This window comes from Brevundimonas halotolerans (assembly GCF_003730275.1).
Classification (GTDB): Bacteria; Pseudomonadota; Alphaproteobacteria; order Caulobacterales; family Caulobacteraceae; genus Brevundimonas; species Brevundimonas halotolerans.
In genome coordinates, this window is sequence record NZ_QTTA01000019.1 from 48,766 (window position 1) to 72,028 (window position 23,263).

General features: G+C 68.9%; 21 protein-coding genes. 14 read left to right on the forward strand and 7 right to left on the reverse strand.

Features of this window, described 5'->3' with window-relative positions; genetic code table 11:
- Positions 1 to 114 precede the first annotated feature (114 nt).
- The 8 genes from EG854_RS09140 to EG854_RS09175 all read left to right on the forward strand — a co-directional run bounded on the left by EG854_RS09140 (position 115) and on the right by EG854_RS09175 (position 9,141).
- Positions 115 to 1,668: a trypsin-like peptidase domain-containing protein gene (locus EG854_RS09140; protein WP_123287813.1), complete on the forward strand. Its 1,554-nt coding sequence runs from the start codon at positions 115 to 117 to the stop codon at positions 1,666 to 1,668.
- 69 nt (positions 1,669 to 1,737) lie between these two features.
- Positions 1,738 to 2,409, forward strand: coding sequence for a response regulator transcription factor (locus EG854_RS09145; protein ID WP_123287814.1), 672 nt, complete (start codon positions 1,738 to 1,740; stop codon positions 2,407 to 2,409).
- 143 nt (positions 2,410 to 2,552) lie between these two features.
- Positions 2,553 to 3,965 (forward strand): sensor histidine kinase, encoded by a 1,413-nt coding sequence (locus EG854_RS09150; RefSeq protein WP_123287815.1) that lies wholly within the window; start codon positions 2,553 to 2,555, stop codon positions 3,963 to 3,965.
- Positions 3,962 to 6,847 (forward strand): bifunctional [glutamine synthetase] adenylyltransferase/[glutamine synthetase]-adenylyl-L-tyrosine phosphorylase, encoded by a 2,886-nt coding sequence (locus tag EG854_RS09155; RefSeq protein WP_123287816.1) that lies wholly within the window; start codon positions 3,962 to 3,964, stop codon positions 6,845 to 6,847. The genes EG854_RS09150 and EG854_RS09155 overlap by 4 nt, the downstream gene beginning before the upstream one ends.
- 64 nt (positions 6,848 to 6,911) lie before the next feature.
- Positions 6,912 to 7,547 carry an EF-hand domain-containing protein gene (locus tag EG854_RS09160; protein WP_123287817.1) on the forward strand — a complete coding sequence of 212 codons (636 nt, stop codon included), beginning with the start codon at positions 6,912 to 6,914 and terminating at the stop codon, positions 7,545 to 7,547.
- Between the two features lie 66 nt (positions 7,548 to 7,613).
- Positions 7,614 to 8,180 (forward strand): RNA polymerase sigma factor, encoded by a 567-nt coding sequence (locus EG854_RS09165; RefSeq protein WP_164461981.1) that lies wholly within the window; start codon positions 7,614 to 7,616, stop codon positions 8,178 to 8,180.
- Positions 8,177 to 8,617 (forward strand): hypothetical protein, encoded by a 441-nt coding sequence (locus tag EG854_RS09170; RefSeq protein ID WP_241153196.1) that lies wholly within the window; start codon positions 8,177 to 8,179, stop codon positions 8,615 to 8,617. Before EG854_RS09165 ends, EG854_RS09170 begins: the two co-directional genes overlap by 4 nt.
- On the forward strand, positions 8,614 to 9,141 hold the full coding sequence (locus EG854_RS09175; RefSeq protein WP_123287819.1) for a periplasmic heavy metal sensor: 528 nt from the start codon (positions 8,614 to 8,616) through the stop codon (positions 9,139 to 9,141). The genes EG854_RS09170 and EG854_RS09175 overlap by 4 nt, the downstream gene beginning before the upstream one ends.
- Before the next feature lie 2 nt (positions 9,142 to 9,143).
- Here the strand turns inward: EG854_RS09175 and EG854_RS09180 are convergent, their stop codons facing one another.
- Both EG854_RS09180 and EG854_RS09185 read right to left on the reverse strand, forming a co-directional pair.
- The gene (locus tag EG854_RS09180) at positions 9,144 to 11,540 is read right to left on the reverse strand and encodes a sensor histidine kinase (RefSeq protein ID WP_123287820.1); all 2,397 of its coding nucleotides are present in this window, start codon (positions 11,538 to 11,540) and stop codon (positions 9,144 to 9,146) included.
- 80 nt (positions 11,541 to 11,620) lie between these two features.
- Positions 11,621 to 12,250, reverse strand: coding sequence for a hypothetical protein (locus tag EG854_RS09185; RefSeq protein ID WP_241153197.1), 630 nt, complete (start codon positions 12,248 to 12,250; stop codon positions 11,621 to 11,623).
- Between the two features lie 129 nt (positions 12,251 to 12,379).
- Here EG854_RS09185 and amaB point away from each other — a divergent pair, with 129 nt between their 5' ends.
- Entirely contained in the window at positions 12,380 to 13,885 is a 1,506-nt protein-coding gene (gene amaB, locus EG854_RS09190) for an L-piperidine-6-carboxylate dehydrogenase (RefSeq protein WP_123287821.1), read from the forward strand.
- On the opposite strand, the gene EG854_RS09195 is transcribed toward amaB, so the two are convergent.
- On the reverse strand, positions 13,869 to 14,516 hold the full coding sequence (locus EG854_RS09195) for a DUF4126 domain-containing protein (RefSeq protein WP_206423394.1): 648 nt from the start codon (positions 14,514 to 14,516) through the stop codon (positions 13,869 to 13,871). The genes amaB and EG854_RS09195 overlap by 17 nt on opposite strands.
- A 73-nt stretch (positions 14,517 to 14,589) precedes the next feature.
- Positions 14,590 to 16,437, reverse strand: coding sequence for a vWA domain-containing protein (locus tag EG854_RS09200; protein WP_241153198.1), 1,848 nt, complete (start codon positions 16,435 to 16,437; stop codon positions 14,590 to 14,592).
- Between the two features lie 112 nt (positions 16,438 to 16,549).
- Here EG854_RS09200 and EG854_RS09205 point away from each other — a divergent pair, with 112 nt between their 5' ends.
- Complete coding sequence (locus EG854_RS09205; protein WP_123287823.1) at positions 16,550 to 18,394, forward strand: monovalent cation:proton antiporter-2 (CPA2) family protein; 1,845 nt, start codon at positions 16,550 to 16,552, stop codon at positions 18,392 to 18,394.
- 38 nt (positions 18,395 to 18,432) lie between these two features.
- On the opposite strand, the gene EG854_RS09210 is transcribed toward EG854_RS09205, so the two are convergent.
- On the reverse strand, positions 18,433 to 19,041 hold the full coding sequence (locus tag EG854_RS09210) for a DUF4168 domain-containing protein (protein ID WP_123287824.1): 609 nt from the start codon (positions 19,039 to 19,041) through the stop codon (positions 18,433 to 18,435).
- A 335-nt stretch (positions 19,042 to 19,376) separates the two neighbouring features.
- Here EG854_RS09210 and dusA point away from each other — a divergent pair, with 335 nt between their 5' ends.
- On the forward strand, positions 19,377 to 20,399 hold the full coding sequence (gene dusA / locus EG854_RS09215) for a tRNA dihydrouridine(20/20a) synthase DusA (protein WP_123287825.1): 1,023 nt from the start codon (positions 19,377 to 19,379) through the stop codon (positions 20,397 to 20,399).
- Positions 20,399 to 21,220 (forward strand): sulfite exporter TauE/SafE family protein, encoded by an 822-nt coding sequence (locus EG854_RS09220; RefSeq protein ID WP_123287826.1) that lies wholly within the window; start codon positions 20,399 to 20,401, stop codon positions 21,218 to 21,220. The genes dusA and EG854_RS09220 overlap by 1 nt, the downstream gene beginning before the upstream one ends.
- Here the strand turns inward: EG854_RS09220 and EG854_RS09225 are convergent.
- Positions 21,217 to 21,723, reverse strand: a complete 507-nt coding sequence (locus tag EG854_RS09225) for a retropepsin-like aspartic protease family protein (RefSeq protein ID WP_164461982.1) — start codon at positions 21,721 to 21,723, stop codon at positions 21,217 to 21,219. The two genes, EG854_RS09220 and EG854_RS09225, sit on opposite strands and share 4 nt — an antisense overlap.
- Positions 21,724 to 21,833: 110 nt before the next feature.
- Positions 21,834 to 22,058 (reverse strand): DUF1289 domain-containing protein, encoded by a 225-nt coding sequence (locus EG854_RS09230; protein ID WP_123287828.1) that lies wholly within the window; start codon positions 22,056 to 22,058, stop codon positions 21,834 to 21,836.
- Between the two features lie 161 nt (positions 22,059 to 22,219).
- Between EG854_RS09230 and EG854_RS13160 the strand changes: the two genes are divergently transcribed.
- Positions 22,220 to 22,375 carry a hypothetical protein gene (locus EG854_RS13160; protein WP_164461983.1) on the forward strand — a complete coding sequence of 52 codons (156 nt, stop codon included), beginning with the start codon at positions 22,220 to 22,222 and terminating at the stop codon, positions 22,373 to 22,375.
- An 85-nt stretch (positions 22,376 to 22,460) separates the two neighbouring features.
- Positions 22,461 to 23,261: a crotonase/enoyl-CoA hydratase family protein gene (locus EG854_RS09235; protein WP_123287829.1), complete on the forward strand. Its 801-nt coding sequence runs from the start codon at positions 22,461 to 22,463 to the stop codon at positions 23,259 to 23,261.
- Positions 23,262 to 23,263 lie beyond the last annotated feature (2 nt).

The window sequence follows — 23,263 nt, forward strand, 5'->3', positions numbered from 1 at the left end:
CGCTGTCGCCGGTCTTGCCGTATCGCGGCGATTGGTGATCGGGGATAAGGGCCTATATCGTCACGGAAGCGCCGGTCCGATTTCGGACGGTGCGGTCGATCGAACAGGAACCGGATGTTGAAGCGCAAGGAGTTCATCATAGGCGCGGCCGCAGGGCTGCTGGTGGCGGTCGTCGCCACGGCAGGCGGTCTGATTCGCTGGCCGGGGATGGACGGCAGCCTGCTGTCGGTCAGCGGCCCGATCACGCCGTCGGCGGGTGCGCCGGGGGCTGCCTTTGGTCCACCGCCCGGTGCGCCGGTCAGCTTTGCCGACATCTTTACCCAGGTGGCCCCGGCGGTCGTGCAGATCGACGTGCGGACGCGCGTGCCGCGTGGCGAGGCGCAGACCTTCCAGATTCCCGGCCTGCCGTTCGAGTTCGAGGGACCCGAGGGTGAGGCTCCCGAAGGCGAGACGACTCTGGGTGCGGGCTCGGGCTTCTTCATCTCGGAAGACGGATACATAGTCACCAACAACCATGTGATCGCCAATGCCGAGGAGATCACCGTCCGGCTGGCCGACAATCGCGAACTGCCCGCGCGTCTGGTGGGGCGTGACGAGAGCACGGACCTGGCGGTCATCAAGGTCGATGGCGGGCGTTTCCCCTATGTCAGCTTCGAGGAGTCGGCCGAGCCGCGCGTCGGCGACTGGGTGATCGCGGTCGGCAATCCGTTCGGCCTGGGCGGCACGGCGACGGCGGGCATCGTCTCGGCCAAGTCGCGCGACCTGCAGGACGTGTCCAGCAACTATGTCGACTACATCCAGATCGACGCGGCCATCAACCGGGGCAATTCCGGCGGGCCGACCTTTGACATCTATGGCCGGGTCATCGGCGTCAACACCGCCATCTTCTCGCCGACCGGCGGCTCGATCGGTATCGGCTTTGCCATTCCGGCCAATACCGCCAAGACCATCACCGACCGGCTGATGCGCGGCGAACAGATCGAGCGCGGATACCTTGGGGTGACCATCGGTGATCTCGAGCCCTATCGCGAAGCCATGGGCGTGGACCGGCAGCAGAACGGGGCCCTGATCATCGACGTCACGCCGGGCGGTCCCGCCGCCCGCGGCGGGGTGAGGCCGGGCGACATCGTGGTGGAGCTGAACGAGCAGCCGGTCGTGGATTCGACCGATCTGACCCGCAAGGTCGGCGCCGCAGCGGTCAATGACACGCTGGAAGTCATCGTCCTGCGCGGCGACCGGCGGCTGGTCGCCCGCGTACAGGCGGCGAAGCGTCCGCCACAGTCTGAGCTGGATGCGCAGCAGGCACCGTCGCGCCGTCCGGTGCCCGAAGCCAGTCCGGGCCAGGCCCTGGCCGGGCTGACCGTGGCTCCGATGACCCCCGAACTGCGCGCGAAATACGACATCCCTGCCGGCGTCAATGGCGTGGTCGTGGTGGCCGAGGCGCGGATCGGGCAGAGCCGTTTCGTGCCGGGCATCGTCATTCTGCAGGCCGGGGTGACCCCGGTGCGCAGCATTGCCGACATTCAGGCCGAGATCGCCCGGGCGCGGGCGGCGGGTCGCGAGGAGTTCTTCATTCTGGCGTGGTCGCCGGACGGAAACGGTCCTGTGCTGCTGGATGTCCCCCGACAGTCAGCGACACGGTCCCGGGCCCCGGCGACAACGCAGTAAGGCAAAAGGGCCGGGATCGGCTATTATTCGGGACGAATTCCGCAGAGGCGGGAAGGAAGGGAGAGGGCGATGCGCATTCTGGTGGTCGAGGACGACGCCGAAGCGGCGACGGCGATGGTTCGGGGCCTGACCGAGGCGGGGCACGATGTGGTCCATGCCGTGGACGGGGCCTTTGGCCTGCTGGAGGCGCAGAAGGGCGGCTATGACGTCTATGTCGTTGACCGGATGATGCCGCGCCTCGATGGGGTCGGCATGGTCGAGACGGTTCGCAAGAACGGCGACCAGACGCCGGTGCTGTTCCTGTCGGCGCTGGGCGAGGTCGAGGATCGGGTGACCGGCCTGCAGGCCGGGGCCGATGACTATCTGGTCAAACCCTATGCCTTTGCCGAGCTGATCGCGCGGGTCGAGGCCCTGTCGCGACGGCGCGAGACCGGGTCGGTGGCGACCGTGCTAAAGGTCGGTGATCTGGAAATGAACCTGATCAGCCGCGATGTGACCCGCGCCGGCCAGGAGATCGATCTGCAGCCGCGCGAGTTCCAGCTGCTGGAGTTCATGATGCGCCACGCCGGCCAGTCGGTGACCCGCACCATGCTTTTGGAGAAGGTCTGGGAATACCATTTCGACCCCCAGACCAATGTCATCGACGTCCACATCAGCCGCCTGCGCTCCAAGATCGACAAGGGCTTCGACAAGGCCATGCTGCAGACCGTGCGCGGCGCGGGATACCGGCTGGAGGCGTGACGTGAGCTCCTCCCCCGCAAGGCGGGGGAGGGGGACCGCCGGCACGGCGGTGGAGGGGGCGACCCCAAGCACCGACGCTGTAGCCGCCCCCTCCACCACTTCGTGGTCCCCCTCCCCCGTGAAGAACGGGGGAGGAGCCTAGGATGCGTCTCCCCTCGCTCTTCCGGCGGACGCCGTTCCGGCTGACGCTGCTGTTTCTGGCGCTGTTCGCGACGGCGGCGGCGGCGGTGCTGGCGTGGGTCTATGTGGCCTCGGCCAATGAGGCGCGGCTGAGGGCCGAGGAGGCCGTGCGCACCGAGGTCACCACCCTGACCGGCATCTATGATGCGCGGGGTTTTGACGCTCTGAACATGGCGGTCATCGACCGAACCCTGACCCGCGACAACTTCCTGTATCTGCTCATCGACGCCGAGGGGAACCGGGTGACCGGCAGCCTCAATGTCTCGCCCATTCAGGACTATGAGGGCGGCACGGTCTGGCACACCTTTCCGATGACCGACACCCTGCCGGACGGGCGGGTGGTGAGGCCCCAGTCGCGCGGGGTGCAGATGACCCTGCGCGGCGGCGAGCAGCTGTTCGTCGGCCAGTCGCTGGGTGACACCGAAGCCTATCTGGGGCGGCTGACCCAGGCCCTGTGGGGGGCGATGGGGATCGTTGTGTTGCTGGGCCTGATAGGCGGCTTGCTGGTCAGCCGCAATCTGGAGCGGGCCATGGGACGGCTGAACCGGACCGTGCTGGCGGTGCAGGACGGCGACCTGAAGGCCCGGGTGGCGGTGCGCGGCTCGGGCGACGAACTGGACGAGCTGGGTCAGGGGCTGAACGGCATGCTGGACCGGCTGGAGGCGTCCATGGCCTCGATCCGTCATGCGGGGGACGCGATTGCTCACGACCTGCGCTCACCCCTGACGCGTATGCGCGCCAAGCTGGAGGTGGCGCTGATCGACGCCGAGGCGGGCAAGGTCAGTGGCCCCGAGGCGCTGGAGCTGGCCCTGTCGGAAGCCGACGATCTGCTGAAGACCTTCAACACCGTGCTGGCCATCGCGCGGCTGCAGGCGGCGGCGGGTTCGGGCCGGATCCCGGACGCCAAACGCTTTGACGCCGCAGACCTGGCCGCCGATCTGGCCGAGCTTTACGAGCCCGCCGGCGAGGACAAGGGGCTGGAGTTTTCGGCCGAGATCGAGCGCGGGCTGGAGATCATGGCCAACCGACCCTTCCTGACCCAGGCGCTGGCCAACATCATCGACAATGCCATCAAATACACGCCGGAGGGCGGAGCGGTGAAGCTGCGCGCGCGGAGGCGGTCCTCGGGTGAGATCGAGTTCTCGGTCACCGACACCGGGCCGGGTGTGCCCGAGGAAGACCGGGAGCGGGTGATCGAGCGCTTTGTGCGTCTGGACAACAGCCGTACCGAGCCGGGCTCGGGCCTCGGGCTGGCGCTGGTCGGGGCGGTGATGGAGGCCCACAACGGCCGCATCCAGCTGGATGAGGGGCCGGGGGTCTATAACGGCCACGGGCCGGGCCTGAGGGTGGCGCTGGTGCTGGCCGCCGCGCCATGACGTCACCCGTTGGTGAGGCCCTGGCCGACCGGATCCGCCCATGCGGGCCGACGCTGGAGGCGCCGGGGCTGGCAACGCTGAAGGCGCAGCTGGTCGAGGCCGGTCTCGGGCCTGTGCTGGACACCGCCTGGCCGGCGCTGGCCCCGGTGTTTGCCGCCTCGCCCTATCTGGCCTCGCTGGCCCGGCGGCGGCCGGAGGCGTTGGGCGAGATGCTGAAGGTCAGCCCCGAGGCGAGCCTTGCCGATATCCTGATGCGGACCGGGGCCCTGACCGGCGGCACGGATGAGATGAAGCGTCCACTGCGGCTGGCCAAGGCCGACCTGCACCTGCTGACGGCGCTGGCCGATCTGGGCGGAGTCTGGGACCTGGGCGCGGTCACCGGGGCCCTGTCGCGCTTTGCCGATGCGACGTCACAGGCGGCGCTCCGGGCCGTCGCCCATGATCTGCGCGAGCGGGGCCGGCTGGTTTCAGACCCCGACCCGGACAATCCGATCCCCGGCCTGTTCGGTCTGGCCATGGGCAAGCACGGCGCGCTGGAGCTGAACTATTCCAGCGATATCGACATCTCGCTCTTCTGCGATCCGGAGCGGCTGGCCGGGGCGCTGGCTAAGGGCGTCGAGATGCAGCGCACGGTCGACCGGGCGGCCCAGGCCTTTGCCGCCCTGCTGACCGAGCGGACGGGCGACGGCTATGTGTTCCGGGTGGACCTTCGGCTGCGGCCCGACCCGTCCTCGACCCCGCCGGTCGTCGCCGTGCCCATGGCGCTGGATTACTATGAGGGCGTCGGCCAGAACTGGGAGCGGGCGGCCTTTATCAAGGCACGCGCCATGCTGGGCGACCGCGAGGCCGGGTACGAATTCCTTGAGGCCCTGGTGCCGTTCGTCTGGCGCCGCAGCCTCGATTATCAGGCCATTCTGGATGTGCAGTCGATCAAGCGGCAGATCCATGTGCACAAGACGGGTGAGGGGCTGGAGGCGGCCGGGGCCAATCTGAAACTGGGCCGGGGCGGTATCCGCGAGATCGAATTCTATGCCCAGACCCAGCAGCTGATCCTGGGCGGGCGTAACCCGGCGCTGCGGCTGTCGGCGACCCTGCCGGCGCTGGAGGCCTTGACCCGCGCGGGCCATGTGCCGGAGGCGACGCGTGCGGCGCTCAGCCAGGCCTATGTGCGGCTGCGCGGGCTGGAGCACCGGGTGCAGATGCTGGCCGACGAGCAGACCCACGCCCTGCCGGTCGATGACGTCCGGCGGCGGGCGGTCGCGGCCCTTTCGGGCGAGGCCGATCTGGCGGCGTTCGATGCTTCGGTCGAGGCCCTGCTGGCCGAGGTCAACCGCCTGTACGGCGACCTGTTCGAGGGCGAGGAGTCGCTGTCGTCAGACTATGGCAGTCTGGTCTTCACCGGTGTCGAGAACGATCCCGAGACGCTGGCGACGCTGGAGCGGATGGGCTTTGCCGAACCGGGCCCGGTGTCGGACATGATCCGCAGCTGGCACCACGGGCGCATCCCCGCGACCCGCAGCGCGCGCGGGCGTGAGCTGTTCACCCGGCTGGCGCCGCGCCTGCTGGAGGCATTGGCCGCGACCGGGGCACCGGATCAGGCCTTTCGCCGGTTCGCCGTGTTCTTTTCCGGCCTGTCGGCGGGGGTACAGATCCAGGCCCTGTTCCTGAACCAGCCGACCCTGTTCGATCTGGTCGTGCGGGTCATGGCCTGGGCGCCGCGGCTGGCGCGGGCGCTGGGCCGGGATCCGGCGGCGCTGGACAGTATGCTGGACACCCGTTTCCAGACCCCGTTGGATGCCGACACCGGGGTCGCCGACCAGATGCGGGCCGAGGCGGCGGCGGCCGAGGATTTCGAAGCCGCCATGGATGCGGTGCGGCGTCTGCACCGGGACCAGCGGTTCCGCATCGGCCTGCAGACCCTGACCGGGCGAGCCGATGTCGAGGCGGCGGGAAGGGCTTATACGGTGCTGGCCGATGCCTCGATCCAGGCGCTGGCGCAGGCGGCGCTCGTCGAGGTGACCCGCCAGTCGGGACTTATCGACGGATCGGTAGCCGTCGTGGCGCTGGGCAAGGCGGGCTCGCGCGAGATGACGGGTGCCTCGGACCTCGACCTGATCACCGTGCATGAGGCCCCCGCCGACGCCCTGTCGGAAGGACGCGGCCTGCCGCCCGAGACCTGGTACGGGCGGTTTACCCAGCGACTGATCGCGGCGCTGTCGGCCCATACCAGTCAGGGAGGGCTGTATGAGGTCGACATGCGGCTGCGGCCGTCGGGCTCCAAGGGGCCGCTGTCGGTCAAGCTGGCGCGGCTGTCCGACTATTATGCCGGCGAGGCCGACACCTGGGAGTTCATGGTGCTGACCCGGGCGCGGGTGGTGTGGGCCAGCGATCCGGCCTTTGGCGCGCGGGTCGCTGGCGTGCTTGAGGACGTAGTTCGGGCCCATGGGCGCACGCCCGAGACACTGGCCCATCATGTGCGGGCGATGCGCGACCGGATGATGCGCGATCTGCCGTCTGGCGGCTTCTGGGACCTGAAGCGGGTCGCAGGCGGGCTGGTCGATGCCGAGTTCGTGGCCCAGTACCGGCAGCTGCTGCGCGCCGGGGCGGGGGAGGCCCTGACGGTCTCGACGCTGGAGGCCCTGACCGATGATCCCGAACTGGCCGAGGCCTGGCGCACGCAACAGGGGATCGCCCAGATATTTGCCTGTTCCTTCAATGAAAAACCTGTGCCCGAGGATGAGCCCGCCGGCCTGCAGGCGCGGCTGGCCGAGGTGGGCGGGCAGGGCGATCTGGTGGGGCTGAAGGACCATCTTGTGGCCCTGCGCGAGCGGGCCCGGGCGCGGTTCGAAACCGTGCTTCCACCCGTCGCGACGGAATCCTGAGGGCTCCTGCGTTAGACGGACTGGACAAGGGGACGTCCGATCTGACGATCAAGGAGCAAGACCCATGAGAAAATCTATCTGGATCGGCGGCGCAGCCGCTGTGGCGCTGGTGGTATCCGCCGGCGTGGGAGTGGCCCAGCAGGCGCCTTCGCAGGATCCCGGCCGACAGGATCGCGGTATGGCCCGCGCCGATGCCGACGGTGACGGGCGTATCAGCCAGGCCGAGTTCGTGGCCGGGCGTGTTTCCCGCCTGACGGCGGTCGACGCCAATGGCGACGGCACGGTTACGCCGGAAGAAATGGCCGCCGCCCGTGAGGCTCGTCAGGCCGAGCGTGCCGACAACCACTTTGCCCGTCTGGATGCCGACGGTAATGGCGCTGTGACGCGGGCGGAATATGATGCCGCCCGTGAAGCCCGCAGCGAGCGTCGCGCTGAACGCGGCGATCGGGGTCCTCGTCGCGGTATGCGCGGCCCGGGCCGGGGTCAGCGCTGGGGCGGCGAAGGCGGTCGCGGCGAACGCGGCCCGGTGGTAATCGCCGAGGCCGAGGCCCGTATGGCTGAAGGCTTTGCCAAGCTGGATGCCAACAGCGACGGCTTTGTAACCGCCGAGGAACGTCAGGCGGCCCGTCAGGGCATGCGGGAGGAACGCCGTGAACGCCGTCAACAGCGTCGCTCGCAAGCGGCGGCGTCTTCGGAGTAGGGTAGATGTCGGGCGACGCGATCCGGGATCGACGGCCCTCAGTCTTTTGCGAGACAGGACAACCGTTTGCCCGTGATCGCCGACCCCGATCAGGAACTGGTGGCCCGGGTGGCCCGGGGCGACCCGGAGGCCATCCAGGCCCTGGTTTCCGTCAAGCTGCCGCGCATGATGGCGCTGGCGGGACGGCTGCTGGGCGATCCGGTCGAGGCCGAGGATGTAGCGCAGGAAACCCTGCTGAGGGCCTGGAAACAGGCCCCGCGCTGGAAACCCGGCAAGGCGAAATTCGATACCTGGCTGCACCGGGTGGCGATGAACCTCTGCTACGACCGGCTACGGAAACGGCGCGAGATTGCCACCGACGCCGTCCCCGAACAGGTGGACGACGGGGCGGCCCCTGATCGCGGCCTGATGGCGCGGGACGTGGGGCTGAGGGTCGATGCGGCGCTGCAGGCCCTGCCCGAACGGCAGCGCGAGGCCGTGGTGCTGTGTCATTATCAGGAGCTCGGCAATATCGAGGCCGCCGGGATCATGGGTGTGAGTGTCGAGGCTCTGGAGAGCCTGCTGTCGCGAGGGCGGCGGGCGTTGCGGTCGGCATTGTCCGACCTCAATCCGGCCTCTGAAGGAGAGAGATGATGAAGGCCGAACGCTTTCAGGCGATCGTCGAGGCCTATGGGGCCGATCCGGCGCGCTGGCCCGAGGCCGAGCGTGACGCGGCGCTGGTCTATGCCGAACAGGCCGGCGAGGCCGCGCAAGCGGTACTCGCCGAGGCGCGGGCGCTGGATGCCGGTCTGGCCAGCCATACGACACCGCTGCCGGATGCAGCCGCCTTTGCCCGGGCGCTGAAGGGTGCCGAGGCGGCGCTGACGCCTGCGCGCCGCGGTCGGGGCTTCCGCCTGCCGAGCTTCGGACTGGACCGGGTCCGGCTGGCGTCCGGTCTTATGGCGGCGGCCTGTGCCGGGGTGATGTTCGGGGTGACCCTGAGCGACCGGCTGACCGCCGATGTGCAGGCCGACGCCGTGCTCTATCAGGCGACCCTGAGCGGGATCGACGATACGGAGGTGCTGGGATGAGCGCGCGTGCGATGAAGGTCGGCCTGATCGTTCTGGCCGTGATCAATGTGTTCGCCCTGGCGGCCGTGGCCACTATGGCTGTATCGCTGAACCGGATCGAGAGCCGGGTCGAGGACCAGCGTCGGCCCGGCCGCAGCGGCAACAGCCCTTGGGAGGCCGTAGGGGCCCTGCCGCCGGAGACGCAGTCTCGCGTCAGAACCACGCTGCGCGAGTCGGCCCTGTCCGCCCGTCCGGATTTCGAAGAAGCCCGCACGGCCCGCAAGGCCGCCCTAAGCCGGGCGCTGGAGACCCCTTATGACGGTGAGGCTGTGCGGACGCTGCTGGCCACCTCGCGTGAGGCGGAACTGCGCGGCCGGGCCCGGATCGAGGATGACACGACGGCCTTGCTGGCCACCCTCAATCCCGAGGAACGCGCCGCCGTGGCGCCCCTGCTGTCGCGCCATGGTCCCCGGGGCCGGGGCCGCGGCGGTGGTCGGGACCGGGGTGAGCGGAGCGAGCGCCGCGAGGCTGCTCCGGCAGAGTAGGGTCAGGCGGCTTCGCGCTGGCCGTCGGCCTGGGCGGGGGGCACCAGCGGCAGGGTAAAGGCGACGGTCGTGCCCTGACCCGGTTCGCTGTCGATCCACAGTTCGCCGCCATGCAGTTCGATCAGGGATTTGGTGAGGGCGAGGCCAAGGCCCGTGCCCTGGGTCGTCTTGGAATGCTGGCCCTCGACCTGTTCGAACGGTCGTGCCAGCCGTGCCACATCCTCGGCGGCGATGCCGATGCCGGTGTCGCTGACCGCGATCTGGATCAGGCCTGCGTCGGTCTGGCGGGCCTCGACCCGGATGTGGCCGCCCTCGGGTGTGAACTTTACGGCGTTGGAGATCAGGTTCAGCATGACCTGTTTCAGGCCCCGGTGGTCGGCCTGCATCTCGGGCAGGGTATCGGGCGCATCGACCGTCAGGGTCAGTCCGGCTTCCTCGACCTTGCCCCGCATCAGCCGCGCTGCGTCCTCGCAGATGTCGTGCACCGAGACCGCCTCGTAATAGAGGGTCATCTTGCCGGACTCGATCTTGGCCATGTCGAGGATGTCGTTGATCAGGCTGAGCAGATGCTGGCCGGACTTCAGGATGTCGGCGGAATAGCCCTTGTAGCGCGGGTCACCCAGCGGCCCGAACATCTCGGCCGTCATGATTTCGGAGAAGCCGTTGATGGCGTTCAGCGGGGTGCGCAGCTCGTGGCTCATATTGGCCAGGAATTCGGACTTGGCCTGGTTGGCGGCCTCGGCCCGGGTCATGGCGATCTCGTACTTGCGGGCCAGCAGGCTGAGCTTCTCCTGACTGGCCTCCAGCTTTTCGACCATGGCGCGCAGGGAGTCGGCGGCGCGCTGGCGCTCGGCCTCCTGACGCTTGATGGCGGTGATGTCGGCGGCGGTGACGACCGTGCCACCGTCGGCGGTGAACCGTTCGACCAGCTGCAGCCACCGGCCGTCATTCAGCTCGACCTCGCGCGCGCCACTGCGGCCGCCGGCCGCCGGGTGTTCGGAATGAATGGCGAGGGCGGCGATACGGTTCAGATCGTCCTTCTTCGCCCCCCTACGGACCATGCCAGGCTCAAAGCCGAAGGTGTCGACGAAGGCCTGGTTCCAGAGGATCAGCCGGTCGGCCCGGTCGAACAGGACGAAGGCGTCGGAGACGCTTTCGATGCCGTCGCGCAGGCGGCTTTCGGCGGACTGGGCCTGGGCCTTGGCGCGGCGCTCCTCGGTGATGTCCAGTGCCACGCCGAGGATGACCGAAAAGCCGGTATCACCCCGCGTGCCTCGCGACTGGCCGCGGGCATCGATCCAGCGGGGGCGACCGTTGTCATCCGGCACGGGGAAGCTGGCCTCGAAGGCGCCGAAGGTTGCGGCCTGCCTGAGAGCATGCGTCAGCGCTTCACGGTAATCGGGATGGACGCGTTCGATGAAGGCGGCAGCCGGCATCGGCCCCGCCTGCTCTACGCCCATCATGACGGCCATATAGTCGGACAGGATCACCTCCTCGCGTTCGAGATCCCATTCCCAGACGCCGCAGCGCGCGCCCTCGACCGCGATGCGGAAGCGGCGCTCGGTCTCGGCCCATTCGCGGCCGGCGCGGGCCGAGCGGGCCTGTTGCAGCAGCACCGCCAGCAGGACCAGAACGCCGACCAGCAGCGGTGCCATCAGCACCCAGGCATCGTCGAGCAGGGCGGTCGCGCCCACAGCATCGGGACGCGCCCCTACGACCAGCAGACCGGTGTCGCCGACCGGCATTGCGACCCGGCGGAAGCTGGGACCCTCGTCCGGCATGACGGCATGGATGCGGCGGTCGGCCTCGGGGCCCGCCCCGGTCAGGCCCATCCAGAGCGAGGTCTGGTCTGCCGACTGCCCCCCCGCACCGATCACCGTCCGGCCGACCCGCAGGGCCAGCAGCCCGTTCTCGGGGGCGACGGCGGCAGGCGGCAGGGGAATGCGGGCCACGGCGTCGCGCCCGTCGGCTGTGGTGCGCCGGATCAGCAACGCCTCCCCGTCCGGGGCGGCAACCGGCGCCGCATCACGGGCGGGAAGCGGCCGAAAGTCGGAGATCGACGCTCCGCGCGCGATCTCGATCTGGCCGGCGCGATCGAGGAAGGCCACAGCCATGTCGGCGGGCAGGTCGCGGCTGGCGCCGGCCAGGGCCAGTTCAGCCGTGCGGATGCCCAGCAAGGTATCGGAGGCCAGTCGCCCGGCCTCGGCCACCATGGCCTGATCGCGCAGCTGATCGGAATCACGCACCGGCTGGGCCATTTCCCGTCCGAACAGCAGGACGTAGCTGGCGACGCCGAGGGCGACGACCAGAATCAGCACCCGCACCCATGCCGGTGAGGCGCGACCGCGATCCGCCCTGCGGCGCCCCGTCGGATTGATGCGTCGCTCGCTGGCGCGCACTCGTCTTCTCCCGGCCCGATGTGTCGAACAGGGAATCTAGGCTGCGTCGGCTTGTGGTGTCGAGGCACCGAATACCGGTGTCAGGCCGCCTGTGTCGCGCGGGACTCGGTGGGGGCGTCCGGGAGGGGCTCGGACCGGCTCGACATCCGGGTCGTCGATTGTTCCGTGACGGGCGCAACCGTCGTGACCTCGGTGACGTCACGCACGAGGTTGCGGGCGGCGTCGGCCAGGCGGCGCATTTCGGGCGGGGCGTCGTCGGGCACATCGGCGACGGCCTCGATCATGGTGTTAGCCAAGGCCAGCAGACGCGGCGCCGCAGCGATCAGCCGGGCCTGGTATTCGATGCGCTCGGGATCGCGGTCATATTCTGCGCCCGGCACGCGCCAGCCGCCCCAGTCCTGGGGATCGGTGACCACGACCGGATAGGTGCCGGGAAACGGATGGTGAGGACAGTCGTCGGCCGTCTGCCATTTGTTACGGGCCCGTAGCAGGCGCCAGCGCTTATCGCCCTCCGACACGGCCTTAGCGTCCTCGACCGGGACCGCCAGTTCCTGGGCCAGAAATTCGCGACCCAGTCCCACGTCATAGGTGACGCGCACAGGCTCGTCGAAGCCCTTGGCCCAGACGGGCTGGACCTGTTCGATCCGGGCCCAGACGCCGACGCACTCGACCCAGACCTTTTCACCCTTCTGGAATTGCGCGCGCGCCATCAGACCCTCCTTCGGTGCCTGCAGTATCGAGCGCGGGTGTTAGCGCCCGGTTGGGAAACGGGGTGAAGCAAGGGTGAATGCCGCCGGGATTCGGGCTAAGCGGTCCCCGAACGGCTGGAGAGGTACATCATGACATCGGCGGCGAACGACCTGCGGGACACCCTGACGCGACTGGGCGTCCAGCCTGAGTGGGTCGATACGGGTCAGGTGACGCGCTCGCCGGTCGACGGGTCGCGGGCGGGCGCGCTTGCCGCAGCCACGCCGGAAGCGGTCGAGGATGCGATTGCCATGGCCACGGACGCCTTTTCGGCCTGGCGACGGGTGCCCGCACCCCGCCGGGGCGAACTGGTGCGTCTGCTGGGCGAGGAACTGCGGATTGCGAAGGACGATCTGGCCCGGCTGGTGACGCTGGAGGCCGGCAAGATCACCTCCGAGGGTCTCGGCGAGGTGCAGGAGATGATCGATGTCTGCGACTTCGCCGTCGGCTTGTCGCGCCAGCTGTACGGCCTGACCCTGCCGAGCGAACGCCCCGGCCACCATATGCGCGAGACCTGGCAGCCGCTGGGCCCTGTGGCGGTGATCACGGCCTTCAACTTCCCGGTCGCCGTCTGGGCGTGGAATGCGGCGCTGGCGCTGGTGTGCGGCGATCCGGTGATCTGGAAGCCGTCGGACAAGACCTCTCTGGTGGCTCTGGCCGTTCAGGCCGTGTTCGACAAGGCCGCCGCCCGCTTCGGTGAGGATGCTCCGGCAGGCCTGTGTCAGGTCGTGATCGGCGGGGCCGAGGTGGGTCAGGCGCTGGCCCGCGATCCGCGCATTCCGCTGGTCTCGGCCACCGGCTCGACCCGGATGGGCAAGGCCGTGGCGGTCGATGTCGCCGGACGGCTGGGCCGGTCGCTACTGGAGCTGGGCGGCAACAACGCCATGATCCTGACCGAAACCGCAGACCTGGACATGGCCGTGCGGGCCATCGCCTTTTCTGCGGTCGGCACCTGTGGCCAGCGCTGCACCTCCCTGCGTCGCCTGCTGGTCCATGAGGATGTGGCCGAGGGGCTGATCGCCCGGCTAAAGGCGGCCTATGAGACGCTGCCGGTCGGGGACCCGCGCGAGGCGGGCACCCTGGTGGGGCCCCTGATCGATGAGGCGGCGGTGGACGCGGTTCAGGCCGCGCTGAAACAGGCCGTGGCCGAGGGGGGAGAGGTGATCACGGGCGGCCAGCGGCTCGACCGCGACGGCGCCTATGTCCGTCCGGCGATCGTGCAGATGCCCGAGCAGAGCGCCATCGTCCGGCACGAGACCTTTGGGCCCATCCTCTACGTCCTGACCTGGCGCGAGCTGGATCAGGCGATCGCGATGCAGAATGCGGTGCCGCAGGGCCTGTCCAGCTGCATCTTCACCGACCGGCTGCGAGAGGCCGAACAGTTCCTGTCGGCCTGGGGCTCGGACTGCGGCATCGCCAATGTCAACATCGGGCCGTCCGGCGCCGAGATCGGCGGGGCCTTCGGCGGCGAAAAGGACACCGGCGGCGGGCGCGAGAGCGGCTCGGACGCGTGGAAGGCCTATATGCGGCGCCAGACCCAGACGGTGAACTTCTCCACCAGTCTGCCGCTGGCGCAGGGCGTCAGGTTCGACGTCTAGCCGACAGGGTGGGCAGGGCGGTGGGGGCATTGCCCTTGCGCCAATGCCTGTAGACCGACCGCAGCACCAGAAAGCCGATCAGCACCACGACCGGGATCAGCAGCGGCATGAGGAAGGCGATCAGCACGGTGCCGACACTCATCACATCGTCGACGACGCTGAGGAGGGGATTGGCCATGCCGGCGGTGGACAGGGTCGAGGCGGCGCGGGTGCCGCCCTGGGCCGCGCCAAAGGCCAGCGCTGTCGGGGCGCCGACGATGATGCCGGCAATGGCCGCCGCGGTCGGATCAAGGCCCACGAACATCGACCCGGCCACCATGGCCCCGGCGACCGGCCGCGCGATCAGGCCGACCGCGTGCAGGGCGTTGTCCAGCACCGGCACCTTGTCCGAGACGATCTCGATGATGGTCGCCAGACCCAGGGCGGCGATGGCGGTGTTGGACGTCATCCACAGCATGCCGTCGTTCAGCTCGATACCGAACAGCTGAAACTTTGCCGCCAGCGCTGCCATGAACAGCGGCACAAAGATGCGCAGGCCGGACGCTGCCGCGAGTCCCAGCGCCAGCAGCACCGGCAGCACCCAGGTCTCCATGAGCCCGGAGACGGGCAGGGCGGACATCATGTCAGGCATGGGCAATCCTCCAGCAGTCGGTGGCCGTGCAAGCGGACAACGCCCGGCAGGATAGCAGGCTCCGGCCGCCCGGTCAGGGCGCCCGCACCGGGCCCAGTTCCGAGGCGGCGCGGGACAGGTTGACGAACTCGGCCCGCTGGCCCCACGGGTCCTCACCGCGCGCGCCCTGGGCCAGGTCGATGACCTGATCCCAGCCATAGTCGGGGGCCAGCCACGGGTCGCCGCGCAGCAGCTGGGCGGCACCGGCGACGGCGAGCGCCCAACGGACCTCGGTGCCGGGGCGGGCGTCCTGACCGGTGACCGGATGCTGCATCAGTTGCGAGGTGTCGCCACCCGGCGGCTTGAACCGCACCTGGACAAAGGCCCATTCGCCAGACGGATCGCCGGTCGGCGTGGGGGTCTGTTCGTAGCGGCGATCCGGCAGCTGGCTGGGTCCGCCCACGGGGGTGATCTCATAGAGGGCGACGACGGCTGCGCCCGATCCGACCTCGCCCGCATCGATGCGGTCGTTCGAGAAATCGGCCTCGGACAGCATCCGCGTCTCATAGCCGATCAGCCGGTACTCGCTGACCCGGGCCGGGTTGAACTCGACCTGGATCTTGACGTCGTCGGCGATGGGAAAGGCGCCCCGGTCAAAGGCCGGACCGAACAGGCGCCGGGCCTCGTCCAGATCATCGACATAGGCGGCGGTGCCGTTGCCGGCCTGGGCAATGGCCTGCATGCGGGCGTCCTGATAGTTGCCGCGCCCGAAGCCATAGACCGACAGATAGATGCCGGTTTCGCGCTTTTCGGCGACATAGTCCTCCAGCCGCTTGTCCTCGGTCACCCCGACATTGAAGTCGCCGTCGGTGAACATCAGGATGCGGTTGATCTTGTCCGCGCCAAAGGCCGCCTCGGCCTGGTCATAGGCATTGACCATGCCCGCTGCCCCGGCGGTCGAGCCGCCGGCGGACAGGGAGGCCACGGCGCAGCGCAGCTTGAGCTTTTCGGTGCCCGGTGTCGGCGTCAGCAGAATGCGCGCGCCCGAGGCATAGGTGGTGACGGCGATCGAATCCTGCGGCCGCATGCGGTCGATGATCAGATTCATGGTGCGCTGGGCCAGCCCCAGCTTGTCGGGGCTTTGCATCGAGCCGGACACATCGACCATGAAGGTCAGGTTCAGCGGCAGGCGCTGGTTGGCCGGCAGTTCATAGCCCTGAAGTGCCACATGGACGATCTTGCGGCCGGGGCTCCAGGGCGAGTCGACCACGCTGGTGGTGACGGCAAAGGGCTGCTCCCTCGAGGCCGGGGCCGGCAGGTCATAGTCGAAATAATTGACCATTTCCTCGACACGCACGGCATCGCGCGGCGGCCGCTGACCGTCGCCGAGGAAGCGCCGGACATTGGAATAGGCGGCTGTGTCGACATCAATCGAGAAAGTCGAGACCGGCTCGTCGGCGGTGCGCTTGACCGGATTGGGCACGGCGTCGGGATAGCGTTCGGTGGAGGGCGGCGTGACCGGCGAACCGGGCACCAGGGAGTTCGAGAGCGCGGGGACGGTCGCCAGGTAATCGACGGTCCCCGTCTGCCCCGAGGCCAGCAACGCCTCGCGCTCGACCTGAACCAAGGGCGTCGGAGCGTTGGCGGGGTCCCGGCGGATTCGCGAGCCATTGACGACGATCTCGTCAGCGGTGGCGGCCTCACCAACGACGGGCGGCCGAGGCATCGGCGGTGCAGGAGGCGGCGGTGGGGCTGTGACATAGCCCCGCTCGGGTCGGGTCGGCGGGCCGAAGCCGAAGGGCGCGCAGGCGGCGGCCGTGGGCTCGCCATCGACCACGCGATCCTGCGACGGGACAGCGACGGCAGGCGGGCCGGACAGCGACAGGATCAGCGAGCCGCTGACAGCGACGGCGGCAATGCGGTTCGGCTTCGTGCGAGTCATGGCGACACCCTCCAAGGTCGAGGCGTGCATTCAGCCGTGGGTTATGGGGCCAGATTGTGACGGCCTCGCCAACCTCTGCTACGGAGTCAGTTTCAATCAGGGGGAGGCGGCCATGGCGGATGCGGGCGGACTGGGGCTGGGGCATGCGGCGGCGCTGCTGGGGGCCGGCGTTCTGGCGGTGCCGATTTTTCGCAAGTTAGGGCTGGGCTCGGTGCTGGGCTATCTGGCCGCCGGTCTGGCCATAGGGCCGTTCGGTCTGGGCCTGTTTTCCGAGCCGGAGACCATATTGCACGTCGCTGAATTCGGCGTGGTCATCTTCCTTTTCATCATCGGGCTGGAGATGCGACCGACCCGATTGTGGTCGCTGCGGAAAGAGATCTTCGGTCTCGGCGCGGCCCAGGTGGCGGTCTGTGGCCTGTTGCTGACCCTGACCGGTCTGGCGCTGGGCCTGTCGCCGGCGGTCGCCTTCGTCGGAGCCATGGGCTTTGTCCTCAGCTCGACCGCCGTGATCATGCAGATGCTGGAAGAGCGGGGCGAGATGGGCGCCCCATCAGGCCAGCGGGCGGTGTCGATCCTGCTGCTGGAAGACCTCGCCATCGTGCCGCTTCTGGCGGTGGTGGCGGTGCTGGCCACGGTCACGGGCGTCAATACGGTCGAGGGCCCGCCGCTGTGGCAGACGGTCGGTCTGGCGCTGGCGGCGATCACGGCGGTGATGGTGGCCGGGCGCTTTGTCATGAACCCGGTGTTCCGCATCCTGGCCCGGTATGGCGGGCGCGAGGTGATGACCGCCGCCGCCCTGCTGGTGGTGGTCGGCGCGGCCTGGGTGATGGACATGGGCGGGCTGTCGATGGCCATGGGGGCGTTCCTGGCCGGGGTGCTGCTGTCGGAATCGACCTTCCGCCACCAGCTGGAGGCCGATGTCGAGCCGTTCCGCGCCATCCTGCTGGGCCTGTTCTTCCTGAGCGTCGGCATGGCGCTGGATATCGGGGTGGTGATTGCCGACTGGCAGCTGGTGGTCGGCGGGGTGATCGCCTTCATGGCGGTCAAGGCGGTGGCCATCTATGGCGTGGCGCGGCTGTTCAAGGCGCGGGAGCGCGAGGCGGTCGAGCGCGCCGTGCTGTTCGCGCAGGGGGGCGAGTTCGCCTTTGTCCTCTATGCGGCGGCGGGTACGGTGGGCCTGTTCGATGCCCGTATCAGTGCAGCGCTGACGGCCATTGTCATCCTTTCGATGGTGCTGACGCCGGTCACGACATTGCTGCTGGGCCGGTTCATGCCGAAGGAAACGCTGGATTCCGGCGCGATGGACGGCGTCGAGATGGCCGAGAACCTGCGCGAGCAGGTGCTGATCATCGGCTTTGGCCGCTTTGCCCAGGTGGTGTCCCAGCCCCTGCTGGCGCGCGACGTCGATGTGTCAATCATCGAGAACGACGTCGAGATGATCCAGGCGGCCGGCCAGTTCGGCTTCAAGGTCTATTACGGCGACGGCACGCGGCTGGACGTGCTGCGCGCCTCGGGCGTCGACAAGGCCGAGGCGGTGCTGGTCTGTATCGACAAGCCGGAGCAGGCGGACCACATCGTCGAGCTGATCCGTTCGGAGTTCCCGCTGACCAAGCTGTTCGTGCGCGCCTATGACCGGGGCCATTCGCTGCGGCTGATCGAGGCGGGGGTCGACTATCAGATCCGCGAGACCTTCGAGTCGGCACTGGCGTTTGGCGAGCAGGTGCTGAAGGAATTGGGGGTGTCGGACCTGGAGGCGCGCGAGACCATCGACGACGTCCGCAGGCGCGACGACGAACGGCTGACGCTGCAGCTGTCGGGCGGTCTGCAGGCCGGGCGGGCCCTGATGCGGGGCAATATGCCGACGCCGCAGCCGGCGCCCTATATCAAGCCGCGCCGTGAGGGGCGTCTGCTGAACGAGGACGCGGTCGAGGCCGACGAAAAAACGGCGGCTCCGTAAGGAACCGCCGTCTTCTTCAGATCAGACTGTCGTTGGGCCTATTGGCCGCCCGACATGCCGGCCGCGCGGTTGGCGTCGGCCAGCAGCATCCGGGCCTGCAGCGCCTGGTCCTGGCTGACCGCGGTCGAGATCGCGTTGAAGCGGTCGATGGTCAGGCCCGAGCCCTCGACGACAGCGGCCATTTCAGACTGCTGCTCGGCGGTCGGGGTGCCGCCCTGGATGCCGGCCGCGATGTCCTGGATCCGGCCCACGGCCGAGGAGAATTGCTCGACTTCCTGATCGGTGACCGAGGCGGCGACCGAGCCTTCCGGCGACGGCGGCGTCATGACCACGGCCATCCGGGCCTGCAGCACCGGATCGGCGCTGACGGCCTGCGAGATCGCATTGAAGCGGTCGATGGTCAGGCCCGAGTTCTCCACGATGCCGGCCATTTCGGCCTGCTGTTCGGCGGTCGGGGTGCCACCCTGGATCTGGGCGGAAATGCCGGACAGCTGCTCCATGGCGGTGCCGAACTTCTTCAGCTCGTCATCAGAGTAGCCGGGATCCTGGGCCACAGCGGCGGCCGGGCTGAGGTTGGCGGGCGCGGCCTGAACCGAACCGGCCATCAGGGCCACGGCAGAGACGGCAGCAAAAAGAGTGATACGCATGGAAAAGCTCCTTCCGGGGAGGTTGGACGTATTGTCAAAACGGGTGAAACCCGGATCCGGTTCCGATACCGGTTCACCAAAGCCCTTGAAAAACAAGGACTAGTGGTCTCGATCACTAAGGTAGCGGCTCTTATTCCGCGATGCAACTAAGGCGGGGTTGGGACGAAATCCGCACCGCGTTCCCGCCGTGCGGGCCTCGCGGCCCCGCCGTCGTGCCGAACCTGCGACCCCTGCACGGCGCGGACAAGGCGACAAAGAGGCGGGGTCTGGCGCGGCCCGCCGGGATTCGCGGTGCGAATTCCTGTCAGCGCCCTTTTGGTGTATCCGCCCCGGGCATGACCTTCGCCGCCCACAGGCTGAGCGTCGCCCCGATGATGGACTGGACGGACCGGCACTGCCGGGCCTTCCATCGGTCCCTGACCCGCCGGGCCATGCTCTACACCGAAATGGTGACCGCTGATGCGGTGATCCATGGCGACCGGACGCGCCTGCTGCAGCATGACCCCGACGTGGGGCCGGTAGCCCTTCAGCTGGGTGGATCGGACCCGAAGGCGCTGGCCGAGGCCGCCCGGGCGGCCCTGCCGTTCAGCTATGACGAGATCAACCTCAATGTCGGCTGTCCGTCCGACCGGGTTCAGTCCGGCCGGTTCGGGGCCTGTCTGATGCGCGAGCCCGCCCTTGTGGCCGACTGTATGCGCGCGATGGCCGAGGCCGTGCCGGTGCCGGTGACGGTCAAATGCCGGATCGGCGTCGATGACCAGATCCCCGAGCAGGCCCTGTTCGCCCTGGTCGAGGCCTGCGTCGCCGCCGGGGTCGATCATTTCATCGTCCATGCCCGCATGGCCTGGCTGAAGGGGCTGTCGCCCAAGGAGAACCGGGACATTCCGCCGCTGGACTATGACCTCGTCCGGCGGCTGAAGCGCGAGCGGCCCGAACTGACCGTGGTGCTGAACGGCGGCGTGCCGTCGGTCGAGGCGGCCCGCGACCTGCTGGAGCCGGTGGAGGGCGCGGCGCTGGACGGGGTCATGCTGGGCCGCACCGCCTATCATGAGCCCGCGGGTCTCGGCCGGGTCGATCCGCTGATCTTCTGCGAGGGCGAGGCGCGGTCGGTCGAGGACGCGCTTGCCACCTACCGCCCCTATATGGCGGCGCGGCTGGAGGAGGGCGTGCCTCTGCCGGCCATGGCGCGCCACATGCTGGGCCTGATGCACGGTCGGCCGGGCGCGCGCAGCTGGCGGCGGATCCTGACGGTCGACAGCATCCAGCCCGGCGCGGGGCTGGAGGTTCTGGACCGGGCGCTGGACGCCGTGCTCGACGCCGAGGCCCGGGCCGCCGCGCGGCTTGAGTCCGCCGCCTAGTGGACCTTTCCTCCCTCGAGTTTGCCAGCCTGATCGCGGGGCTGGCCGCAGCGGGGGTGTTCGCCGGGCTGATCGCGGGCCTGTTCGGCGTGGGCGGCGGCACGGTGATCGTGCCGGTGCTGTTCTGGGCCTTTGCCCTGCTGGGTCTGGGCGGCGAGGCCAATCTGCATGTGGCGGTCGGCAGTTCCCTGCTCAGCATTGTGCTGACCTCCTGGCGGTCGCTGACGGCGCACCGGGCGCATGGGGCGGTCGATGAGGTCGTGCTGAAGACCTGGACGCCCTGGGTCGGCGGTGGCGCGCTGGTCGGGGCGTTTCTGGCGGGGCTGGTGTCGATGCAGGAGCTGGCCTGGATTTACGCGATCTTTCTGGGCCTGATCGCTGCCCAACTGGGCCTGATGCCCGAGCGCTTCACCCTGGCCCGGGATGTGCCGACGGGCTGGGCCCGGCGCGGCTGGGGCACGGCCATCGGCGGGCTGTCGGCCATGATGGGTATCGGCGGCGGCAGTTTCGGCGGGCTGATGATGACCCTGTGCGGACGCCCAATCCATCAGGCGGTGGCCACGGCCTCGGGCTTCGGCATGGCGATTGGCGCGGCTGCGACGGTCGGCTTTGTCGTGTTCGGCTGGTCGGCGGAGGGGCGGCCGCCGCTGTCGCTGGGTTATGTCAATGTGCCCGCCGCCCTCGTGATCGGGGGGCTGACAGCCCTTGTCGCCCCGTATGGCGCACGGCTGGCCCACCGCCTTGACCGACGGCTGCTCCGGCGGCTGTTCGCCCTCTACCTGATGGCGACGGCGGTGTCGGTGCTCGCCAAGGCGCTTTAGGGCTTCAGCACCAGGCCCTCGGGCGTGGCCTCAAAGCCCGACAGGCGGCCGAGGAAGCTCATCCCCAGCAAGGAGTGCGGCAAGTCGGCCTGGACCACCAGGGCGGCGACATCGCGGATCTCGACGCCCGCCACGGTTACGCTGGACAGCGTCACCGATGCGGCCTGGGCCATGCCCGACACGGTGCGAACCGACTGGCTGTAATCGAGGGTCTCGGGGTTCAGTCCCAGCACCCGGGCATCGGCCGGGCGCAGCACCACGGCGGCGGCCCCGGTATCGACCAGCAGGGCGACGGGTTTGTTCTCCACCTGGGCGCGGGCCCAGTAATGACCGTCCGCACCGCGCTGGATGGGGGTGGCAGTTTCGGTCATCCGCACCACGGCGGCCGGCGGGGACGCTGCCTGGGCGGATTTGTCGGAAAGGGCCCCAAAGCCCCAGGCCGCCAGAAGGGAGGTCCCCACGGCCGCGGCCAGAACAGCACTTCCGGAAACGCTGCCGGTCATGTCGATACTCACTCGGACACCCGTATGTACGCGCCGCTTCTGCGGCAATCATGGGTCCGGTCTAGGGCATGGACGTTGGGATGCGGTGAAGCGTCATGGCTGACAAATGGTTAGCGCGGCACCAGCCCCTGCAACGCCGGGTCAAGGCGCGTCACCCGCCCGGGCAGCTCCTCCAGAATGGCCTCACGCGTGGCGTCATCCAGACGGCTCCACTCGGCGATCTCCTGCAGCGACCGCAGACAGCCGAGGCAAAGACCGGAGGCGCCATCCACCGTGCAGACCTTGGTGCAGGGGGTCTTGATGGGCTTGGGAGGGCCGTCAGAGGGGGTGCGCATATGTGACATCAACCGCAAATATGATCCGGCAACAGACGAAAAAACTTGCGTCCGTCACAAAACTGTCGTTTCCTGTAAAGGACGCGAAACGACTGAGAGGGTGAAAGCCCCTGTGAGCACGACGCGTCTCTTTTCATCGTTCAGCGAAAGGAGACGCCACCATGAACAGGAAAGAGAAAAACCTCCAGCACGCCATGATGTCCTTTGCCCTGTGGGGCGGGCTTCTGGTGGACACACGGAATACGAACGGGGCGGGCGACCGCGTGGTCAGCCACCCGTCGAATTTCGTGCCCTATCCGATCAAGAAGCGCCGCTGATCTCCACACGGTGATCACGGCTTGCATCTGAAGGCCCCGGACCTGAAAAGGCCGGGGCTTTTCAATTCTGGATCCGGGGTGTGGCATGGCGGGACTGATCGAGACGCGGCGCGAAGGGCCGATCGTCATCTGGACCCTGAACCGGCCCGAGCGGCTGAACGCCCTGCCCGATCTTGAGGACGGCGACGCCTTTGCTGCGGCCTGCGAGGCTGTCAATGCCGACCCCGAGGTCCGGGTCGTGATCCTGACCGGAGCAGGTCGGGCCTTTTCCGCCGGGGGCGACCTCAAGGCCATGCGCGACCGCCGCGACATGTTCAAGGGACCCGGCACCGCCATCCGCGAGCGCTACCGCCGGGTCGTGCACCGGATCGTGCGCAGCCTGTATGAGCTCGAGGTGCCGCTGGTTACTGCGGTCAACGGACCGGCCATGGGTCTGGGCGGCGACATCGCCGGTCTGGGCGACATCCGCATCGCCTCGGACGCGGCCAGTTTCGGCGCGCCCTTCCTGAAGCTGGGTATCCTGCCGGGCGACGGCGGTACCTGGCTGTTGCCACGCAATGTCGGCTATGCCCGGGCGGCGGAATTGCTGTTCACCGCGCGCTCCATCGATGCGGCCACGGCGCTGGAGTGGGGGCTGGTCAACCGGGTGGTGCCCGCCGCCGCCCTGATGGACGAGGCCCTGACGATGGCCCGCGAGATCGCCGCCCAGCCGCCCCAGGCGCTGCGCATGACCAAGGCTCTGCTGCGTCAGGGGCGCGACCTGACCTTCGACCAGATCCTCGAGATGACCGCCGCCATGCAGGCCCTCGCCCACATGACCGACGATCACGCCGAGGGCGTCGCCGCCGCGCTGGAAAAGCGCCCGGGCCGCTTTACCGGGGCTTGAGG

Excerpts from the sequence above, each read along its gene's own strand:
- EG854_RS09140 (WP_123287813.1), top strand. The coding sequence starts at position 115 with ATGTTGAAGCGCAAGGAGTTCATCATAGGCGCGGCCGCAGGGCTGCTG.
- EG854_RS09145 (WP_123287814.1), top strand. The coding sequence starts at position 1,738 with ATGCGCATTCTGGTGGTCGAGGACGACGCCGAAGCGGCGACGGCGATG.
- EG854_RS09150 (WP_123287815.1), top strand. The coding sequence starts at position 2,553 with ATGCGTCTCCCCTCGCTCTTCCGGCGGACGCCGTTCCGGCTGACGCTG.
- EG854_RS09155 (WP_123287816.1), top strand. The coding sequence starts at position 3,962 with ATGACGTCACCCGTTGGTGAGGCCCTGGCCGACCGGATCCGCCCATGC.
- EG854_RS09160 (WP_123287817.1), top strand. The coding sequence starts at position 6,912 with ATGAGAAAATCTATCTGGATCGGCGGCGCAGCCGCTGTGGCGCTGGTG.
- EG854_RS09170 (WP_241153196.1), top strand. The coding sequence starts at position 8,177 with ATGATGAAGGCCGAACGCTTTCAGGCGATCGTCGAGGCCTATGGGGCC.
- EG854_RS09175 (WP_123287819.1), top strand. The coding sequence starts at position 8,614 with ATGAGCGCGCGTGCGATGAAGGTCGGCCTGATCGTTCTGGCCGTGATC.
- EG854_RS09185 (WP_241153197.1), bottom strand. The coding sequence starts at position 12,250 with ATGGCGCGCGCGCAATTCCAGAAGGGTGAAAAGGTCTGGGTCGAGTGC.
- amaB (WP_123287821.1), top strand. The coding sequence starts at position 12,380 with ATGACATCGGCGGCGAACGACCTGCGGGACACCCTGACGCGACTGGGC.
- EG854_RS09195 (WP_206423394.1), bottom strand. The coding sequence starts at position 14,516 with ATGCCTGACATGATGTCCGCCCTGCCCGTCTCCGGGCTCATGGAGACC.
- EG854_RS09200 (WP_241153198.1), bottom strand. The coding sequence starts at position 16,437 with ATGACTCGCACGAAGCCGAACCGCATTGCCGCCGTCGCTGTCAGCGGC.
- EG854_RS09205 (WP_123287823.1), top strand. The coding sequence starts at position 16,550 with ATGGCGGATGCGGGCGGACTGGGGCTGGGGCATGCGGCGGCGCTGCTG.
- EG854_RS09210 (WP_123287824.1), bottom strand. The coding sequence starts at position 19,041 with ATGCGTATCACTCTTTTTGCTGCCGTCTCTGCCGTGGCCCTGATGGCC.
- dusA (WP_123287825.1), top strand. The coding sequence starts at position 19,377 with ATGACCTTCGCCGCCCACAGGCTGAGCGTCGCCCCGATGATGGACTGG.
- EG854_RS09225 (WP_164461982.1), bottom strand. The coding sequence starts at position 21,723 with ATGACCGGCAGCGTTTCCGGAAGTGCTGTTCTGGCCGCGGCCGTGGGG.
- EG854_RS09230 (WP_123287828.1), bottom strand. The coding sequence starts at position 22,058 with ATGCGCACCCCCTCTGACGGCCCTCCCAAGCCCATCAAGACCCCCTGC.
- EG854_RS13160 (WP_164461983.1), top strand. The coding sequence starts at position 22,220 with ATGAACAGGAAAGAGAAAAACCTCCAGCACGCCATGATGTCCTTTGCC.
- EG854_RS09235 (WP_123287829.1), top strand. The coding sequence starts at position 22,461 with ATGGCGGGACTGATCGAGACGCGGCGCGAAGGGCCGATCGTCATCTGG.